At 71.7% G+C, this 1,770-nt stretch carries 1 protein-coding gene; it reads left to right on the plus strand.

Annotation, left to right across the window (positions count from 1 at the left end):
- The first annotated feature begins 12 nt into the window (after positions 1-12).
- On the plus strand, positions 13-1,767 hold the full coding sequence (locus IE245_RS36510) for an acetyl/propionyl/methylcrotonyl-CoA carboxylase subunit alpha (protein ID WP_189955747.1): 1,755 nt from the start codon (positions 13-15) through the stop codon (positions 1,765-1,767).
- The last annotated feature ends 3 nt before the right edge of the window (positions 1,768-1,770 follow it).

Genomic DNA, 1,770 nt, shown 5'->3' on the forward strand with positions numbered 1-1,770 from the left:
GAGGGAGCCATCGTGCGCAAGGTGCTCATCGCCAACCGTGGCGAAATCGCTGTTCGTGTCGCCCGTGCCTGCCGGGATGCCGGGATCGCGAGCGTAGCCGTCTACGCCGATCCGGACCGGGACGCCCTGCACGTCCGCGCGGCCGACGAGGCGTTCGCCCTGGGCGGTGACACCCCGGCCACCAGTTACCTGGACATGGCCAAGGTGCTGCAGGCCGCGAAGGACTCGGGTGCGGACGCGGTCCACCCCGGCTACGGGTTCCTGTCCGAGAACGCGGAGTTCGCGCAGGCCGTGCTGGACGCGGGCCTGACGTGGATCGGCCCGCCGCCGCAGGCGATCCGGGACCTGGGCGACAAGGTCGCGGCCCGGCACATCGCCCAGCGCGCCGGCGCCCCGCTGGTCGCCGGCACCCCCGACCCGGTGTCGGGTGCGGACGAGGTCGTGGCGTTCGCGAAGGAACACGGCCTGCCGATCGCGATCAAGGCCGCCTTCGGCGGCGGCGGCCGCGGCCTGAAGGTCGCCCGCACCCTCGAAGAGGTCCCCGAGCTGTACGACTCCGCGGTGCGTGAGGCGGTGGCGGCCTTCGGCCGCGGCGAGTGCTTCGTCGAGCGCTACCTCGACAAGCCCCGGCACGTGGAGACCCAGTGCCTGGCCGACACCCACGGCAACGTGGTCGTCGTCTCCACCCGTGACTGCTCGCTGCAGCGCCGGCACCAGAAGCTGGTCGAGGAGGCCCCGGCGCCGTTCCTGACCGAGGATCAGAACAAGCAGCTGTACGCGGCGTCGAAGGCGATCCTGAAGGAGGCCGGCTACGTCGGCGCCGGCACGGTCGAGTTCCTCGTCGGCCTGGACGGCACGATCTCGTTCCTGGAGGTCAACACCCGCCTGCAGGTCGAGCACCCGGTGACCGAGGAGGTCACCGGCATCGACCTGGTGCGGGAGATGTTCCGGATCGCCGACGGCGAGGAACTCGGCTACGGCGACCCGGAGATCCGGGGTCACTCCTTCGAGTTCCGCATCAACGGCGAGGACCCGGGCCGGGGCTTCCTCCCGGCGCCCGGCACCGTCACCCTCTTCGCCCCGCCGACCGGTCCGGGTGTCCGTCTGGACGCGGGCGTGGAGTCCGGCAGCGTGATCGGCCCGGCCTGGGACTCGCTGCTCGCCAAGCTGGTCGTCACCGGCGCCACCCGCGAGCAGGCGCTGCAGCGCGCGGCCCGCGCGCTGGCGGAGTTCAGGGTCGAGGGCATGGCGACCGCGATCCCGTTCCACCAGGCGGTCGTGGTCGACCCGGCGTTCACCGCCGACCCGTTCCGGGTCCACACCCGGTGGATCGAGACGGAGTTCGTCAACGAGATCAAGCCCTTCGCCCCGGCCGGCGCGGACGCGGACGAGGACGAGGCGGGCCGTGAGACGATCGTGGTCGAGGTCGGCGGCAAGCGCCTGGAGGTCTCCCTCCCGTCCAGCCTGGGCATGACGCTGGCCCGCACGGGTCTGGCGGCGGGTGCGAAGCCGAAGCGCCGCGCGGCGAAGAAGTCGGGTCCGACCGCCTCGGGTGACACCCTCGCCTCGCCGATGCAGGGCACGATCGTGAAGGTCGCGGTCGAGGAGGGCCAGGAAGTCAAGGAAGGCGATCTGATCGTCGTCCTGGAGGCCATGAAGATGGAACAGCCCCTCAACGCCCACAAGTCCGGCACCATCACCGGACTCAACGCCGAGGTCGGCGCGTCCGTCACCTCCGGCGCCGGCATCTGCGACATCAAGGCCTGACGG

It is taken from the genome of Streptomyces roseolus (genome assembly GCF_014649855.1).
In the GTDB taxonomy this organism is placed as follows: Bacteria; Actinomycetota; Actinomycetes; order Streptomycetales; family Streptomycetaceae; genus Streptomyces; species Streptomyces roseolus.